This window comes from Bacillus sp. C30, from assembly GCF_040838255.1.
Taxonomy (GTDB): Bacteria; Bacillota; Bacilli; order Bacillales; family Bacillaceae_G; genus Bacillus_A; species Bacillus_A mycoides.
Window position 1 is genome coordinate 1 of the sequence record NZ_JBFPJH010000193.1, and the last position, 6222, is coordinate 6222.

The window sequence follows — 6222 nt, forward strand, 5'->3', positions numbered from 1 at the left end:
ACTTAATTCTCAAACACAAAATTAATCTTATTATCTTTCCACTCTAACTTCGCATCAAACGTTTTCTCGCCTTTTTTAAAGCCTTTAATTAAATCGGTCTTCTCACCTTTTAATAGTTTCGTCATGTTTTTTTGCGAAATAGCTTTGCTTAAAATCTTCTTCGAGATGGTAAAGTCACATTGTGTTGTATTGTAGTTAGAACAACCGTAAAACGTCGACTTATCAATAACATCGCCATCGCATTTTTTACAGTTCCCGACCTTTTTACCTGTTGTAAATTTCGATCCTTTTCGTTCAATCGATTCAACATGTAATCCGGTGAAATCCCATTTCTCCGACATTTCTACCGCATCTTCAATAATTTTAGCTGATAGCTTTTTCGTTTGCTCCATAAATGTCGCTGGTGAAGCTGTACCTTCTCCAATTTCCGCAAGGCGTTGCTCCCATTTTGCTGTCATTTCTGGTGAAGCTAGTATTTTATCACCGATTGCTGTAATTAATACTTTCCCTTTATCGGTTGCGTACACTTGGTTTTTCTGTACATCTATATATTTACGGTCTTTCAGCATCGTAATGATACCGGCACGAGTCGCTTCCGTACCTAAACCTTCTGTTTTCTTCAATACTTTCTCAAGCTCTTCATTCTCTAAATACTTACCGGCCGTTTTCATTAACGTAATAAGTTGTCCTTCTGTATAACGTTTCGGTGGCTGTGTTTTCCCCTCTTTCACTTTCACCTTTACAACTTTCCCTTGTTCACCTTCAGCTACAATTGGAAGAATCGTTTCGTCATCTTTATCGTCTTGGAAAATGACTTTACGCCATCCTTCTTGAATTTGTTGTTTTCCTTTCGAAATGAACGCAGCACGTTCGTCTACAAGAGTTGTAATCGTTGTGTAGTCAAAGATTGCTACTTCATAATGCGCCGCAATCAGCCTTCTTACGATCATATCGTAAATTTTCTTTTCATCACCTGATAGTTTGCTTGGATTTGTAACTTGCTCTGTCGGTATAATTGCGTAGTGATCTGTAACTTTCTTTTCATTCACATAACGCTTATTATTCATAATCGATTCAATTGGTGCTGGCAATAAACCTTTATATTCATCAAACTGACTTAACTTCTGTAAAATATCAGGGAACGTCGCTGCCTCTCCTTGTGTAACATAGTTAGAATCCGAACGAGGGTAAGAGACAATCCCTTTTTGATATAGTGCTTGCGTTATATCAAGTGTCTTTTTTGGTGAAAATTTAAAGGCTTTATTCGCTGTCGCTTGCAGTGCTGATAAATTAAATAAAAACGGCGGCTGAAACTCTTTACGCTCCGTTTTCATTTCTTTTACTACAGCCGGTTTGTTTTGACAAAACGCTGCAATTTTATTTGCCAAATCAGGGTCATTTAAGCGGGACTCATTATCTTTCTCCCATTTCCCCTCATATTTCTTTCCTTCTATATTAAAGGTTGCGAACACTTCCCAAAACGGCTCTGACTTAAAGTTCTCTATTTCTTTTTCACGCTTTACAATGAGTGCTAATGTTGGTGTTTGTACACGACCAGCGGAAAACACATCATTCATTCCTTTTTTCTTTAGCAAAATACTAAAGACACGCGATGCATTCATACCAACGACCCAGTCAGCGCAAGATCTTGTATATGCTTCGTAATACGTATTAATCGTATCTGCTTCATCTAGTAAGTTTTTAAATCCTTGATAAATAGCTTGCTTCGTTAAAGATGAAATCCAAAGACGCTTCATTGGCTTTTGCACGTTGCAAAGATTAATAATATTTCTTACAATCAGTTCCCCTTCACGCCCAGCATCGCCCGCGTGAATAATTTCTGTTACCTGTGGATTATGTAACAGCTGTTTCACAACGTTAAATTGCTTATACTTTGACTTTGTTACCTCAAATTGAAAACGCTCTGGAATCATCGGCAATGTATTAAGTGACCATTTCTTCCACTCAGCGTGATAATGTTCTGGATTACATAACTGCGTCAAATGACCAATTGCCCATGTACAGTACGCTCCATTTGGAAATAACTCATTTGCTTCTACTTCTAAATACCCATCTTTCCGGCGATATTTAAACTGTGAAACAAGAGCCAAACCTTGATCTGGTTTCTCGGCAATAATTAATTTCATCTTCTAACTCCCTATCTGTATTCCAGTGTTACTTTCATTGTCTATCTGTTTAGAAGCGATGATAAAACAACCATCTTATTTATCATTCGCGGTTTGCCTCACAAATGGGAGACCTATAATATTATACGCTTATTCTTTATGGCTTCACAATAGAAACTCATTATATAACACTTTCTTTCTCATGCTTATAGACAAAAAAGACGCTCAAAAATCGAACATCTTTTCCATTCACTACTACTTGCTTACATATATTCTCTCAAAATAAAAATACAACAATTCTTTATGAAGCATCGTCCACTAAGATAACCATCATTATTTGAAAATTATATTGAACTTACCTTTTTTAAATTGTGCAGATAATTTGCAGATATATATTAGCATAAGTACTCTCCATTTGAACATATGATGAAGTGAATGATAGGACAGGGAGGTATCATGATGTTCGCTTATACGTTAACTGCCTTAACACTTTGTTGTATCTCGATTCTTATTACATCATATATATCTAAACGCAAGGGTACCCTAATGGAGTATATGGTATTTATTATGTCTTTTAGTATGTGTATCGGTTTAAGTATCGGTTTTTATTTAGGTATTCTTTTTAAAGGTGAATTACTATATTCTACTTTGCTTGCGATTTTGATTAGTAGTTGTATCGGTTTTTTAGTCGGTCTACGGTTTCACCTATTTACCGCTTTAGAAGGAATGTTTTCTGGATTAATGGCAAGTATGATGGGAGCAATGATTACAGAAATGTTAAACGCTCAACAAGCTCACAGTATACTGTTCATTAGTCTTTTACTTACTATAACAATAACTATGTCATGTATAATTCAACTTTTATCAGAAACCTTTTCTACTTTTATCCAACGGCGTTTTTTATTATTACTTTCAATTAGTGTGGTAATTATCGTTGCCGTGTTCGTGACATTCCCCGATCATACTCCCCCATCTTCATCCGGGCACGATCAACATATGCATTAACACTTGCAACGAAAATGAATAAGCAGCTATCCATAGGATAACTGCTTCATATTATTCTGGCTTATTAGGAATGTTAGGGTTTGGAACATAATCAGATTTATAATCTGTATATTTCACTTCTGTTACCATCCCCGCTGAAGCATGGTGTAAATCATGACAGTGGAACATCCATTCACCCGGATTGTCTGCTACAAAGGCTACTTCATATTCTTCTCCTGGTTTTAAGTTCAAAGTGTCTTTCACAATTGGAGAACCTTCTACCGGTTTTCCATCTTTACTTAACACCTGGAAGAAATGACCGTGTAAATGCATCGGATGATCGTCCGCTTTAGAGCGATTTACTAATTTTACTTTTACTAAGTCACCCTTTTTCACTGAAATTGGGTCAATATCTGGGAATACCTTTCCGTTAATTGTATATACCATTTCATTTCCATTCATTTGCGTATTCAAGTCCATATTATATGTGGCAATATACTGTTGATTTAACGTGAAACTACCTAATTTTTTAGCACCATATTTCGTCATATCTAATTTCGGTAATTTTTCTTTTTCATCTGCTTTGTCTTTCATCTCTTTGCTGCCATCATATTCAATAATAGCTTTCATTCCTTTTGCACCTTTACTTTCTGAATGGTCTTCAACGTACCATTTCCCAGGATTGTTAGCTGTAAATTCAATATCATAACGTTCACCCGGTGCGATTGAAATTACTTTGTCTTTTATAACTTTTGGATCGTTAATTGGTTGACCATCTGTCGCAATTACTTTTATATCATGACCGTGAACATGTATATCATGTGATAGATAACCAGCATTAACGAGTCGAAGACGAACTTTATCCCCTTCATTCACTTTTAACAGCTCTACTAAATCTCCGCTTTTACCATTGATTGTGAATAAGTCATACATACTCATATCATGACCTTCCATCTTCATATTTCCATGGTCCATTCCTGCCATATTACTAGAGTCTTTTTTATCACTGTCCATACCGGAATGATCCATGCCTTTCATATCATCATTCTTTTTCGTATTTTCATTACCCTTAGATTTATTACCTGTTGGCCCTTTTGTCATTTCTTTTAACTGCTTATTAATTTCTTCTTTATCTGTAACCCATTCATCCAACATTAATGTGTAATCTTTATCATATTTTTCATTAGTATCTTCTACAATGAGAGCACCATATAAACCTCTATCTAGTTGATTCACAGAATCTTGATGCGAATGATACCAATATGTTCCTGGTACGTTCGCTTCAAATTCATAGGTGAAACTCTTTCCAGGTTCAACCGCATCTTGCGTCACACCTGGAATTCCATCCATGTTATTTGGGACAGGATACCCATGCCAATGAATAGATACTGGTGCAGATAATTCATTTTTTAATGTCACTTTAACCTTTTCACCTTTTTTCACTCTGATTTCTGGACCTGGGGATGAGCCATTAAATGTCCAGACTGGAACAATAACACCGTTACTTAGCTTTTGCTTTTCTTCTTTCGCTACTAAAGTAACTTCTGGCCCTTTTACAACTTTCAATGGTTTTGTAGCCGTTTCAGTCTGTGTTGTTTTTTTATCGTCCATATTTTTATGATCATTTGTTGTATTTGTGGTCGAAGAACATGCAGCAATTAAAGATATTACGGAGACTGTAACTGCTGTTAATACAAATCTCTTCATTGAAAATCCCTCCTTTTTCTTTTTCAAGATTATTATAGAAGACAATTTTCAAGAAAATATGGAGGTTTAAAATGGTCCAAATAAAAAGACGCCCAAAATTGAGCGCCTCTTCTAATTATTATTTCGTAACAACTTCATCTTCTTTTACATTTACATTATTTTCTCTCATAAACTCTTCAATCTCTTCAACTGTTCTAATGATATCTTTTGACAAGTTTTCATACCCGTCTTTTGTGATAAGAATATCATCTTCAATACGAATCCCAATTGATTCTTCTTCAATATATAGACCTGGTTCAATCGTAATGACCATACCTTCTTCTAATACTCTATCTTTGTATGTTCCTACATCATGAGTATCTAAACCTAGGAAATGACTCACGCCGTGATAATAATATTTAGATAGTTCCTCATCTTCTTGAATTAAACCAATAGCTTTACACTCTTCTGCCAGTACCTTTTTTGTGTGCTCATTTAATGCAGTAAACTTTAATCCTGGCTTAATAAGCTCAGTTGTTTCTTTCAATGCTTTTAACACTATATTATATATTTGTTTTTGGCGACTAGAGAATGTTCCACTAGCTGGGAATGTGTAACTAATATCAGCGTTGTAGTAATCTTTTTGAGCACCTAAATCGAGCAGCACTAAATCACCATTTTGAATTTGTGCATCATTATCTTCATAATGAAGGACTGTAGCATTTTTACCACTCGCCAAAATTGTATTGAATGCATGATGTTTAATTCCAGATGATTTAAGCGTAAAATCAAAATGAGCTTCTAATTCATATTCCATCACATCTGCTTTTGCATGCTTCAGCACGTTATAAATACCCTCTTTAGTTACAGCAATCGCTTCTTTAATGATTTCAATTTCTTCTTCCGTTTTAAACACTCGTAATTCACAAATATGCGGATATACATTACCAATTAAAACGTGTGGATACTGTTCTCTTACATATTTAGCAAACGCTAACGTTTTCGTCTCAGTACCCTTCCACTCACGACGCTCTAAATCTAAATACAGATGCTTCACATTTTCTGTGAAAAGTGTATTTGCCATTGTCTTCTCAAAGCTTTCTATATATACAACTTTTTTTATGCCTGAAATTTGTTCTGCATCTTCTTTAGAAACTGTTTTACCGTCCCATTTTTCCATTACTGGATCTGATTTTTCAATGAAAAGAGTTTCTTCCACACTATTTCCAAACTTTTTCAACATGAAAATAACATTTGGCTCATCGATTCCCGTTAAATAGTAAAAATTTCGATTCGGCACAAATTTATAATGTGCATCGGCTGACATATGAGGTGCTTGCCCAGCAAATAAAATAGTAATAGATTCATCCGGTAATATGTTTACTAATCTTTCTCTATTTTGAGCAAAAAATGTTGATTTCATAAT

4 protein-coding genes are annotated in these 6222 nt (G+C 35.1%); 1 reads left to right on the top strand and 3 read right to left on the bottom strand.

What is annotated here, in order from left to right; translation table 11 throughout:
- Positions 1 to 2: 2 nt before the first annotated feature.
- Entirely contained in the window at positions 3 to 2147 is a 2145-nt protein-coding gene (gene topB / locus AB3X49_RS15940) for a DNA topoisomerase III (RefSeq protein WP_002012275.1), read from the bottom strand.
- Between the two features lie 438 nt (positions 2148 to 2585).
- Between topB and AB3X49_RS15945 the strand changes: the two genes are divergently transcribed.
- The gene (locus AB3X49_RS15945; protein ID WP_016120021.1) at positions 2586 to 3131 is read left to right on the top strand and encodes a hypothetical protein; all 546 of its coding nucleotides are present in this window, start codon (positions 2586 to 2588) and stop codon (positions 3129 to 3131) included.
- Between the two features lie 51 nt (positions 3132 to 3182).
- On the opposite strand, the gene AB3X49_RS15950 is transcribed toward AB3X49_RS15945, so the two are convergent.
- Together AB3X49_RS15950 and AB3X49_RS15955 are read right to left on the bottom strand one after the other, a co-directional pair.
- Positions 3183 to 4817 carry a multicopper oxidase family protein gene (locus AB3X49_RS15950; protein ID WP_367963272.1) on the bottom strand — a complete coding sequence of 545 codons (1635 nt, stop codon included), beginning with the start codon at positions 4815 to 4817 and terminating at the stop codon, positions 3183 to 3185.
- A gap of 118 nt (positions 4818 to 4935) precedes the next feature.
- A complete protein-coding gene (locus AB3X49_RS15955; RefSeq protein WP_367963274.1) occupies positions 4936 to 6219 on the bottom strand; it encodes an aminopeptidase P family protein in 1284 nt (427 codons plus the stop codon).
- Positions 6220 to 6222: the final 3 nt, after the last annotated feature.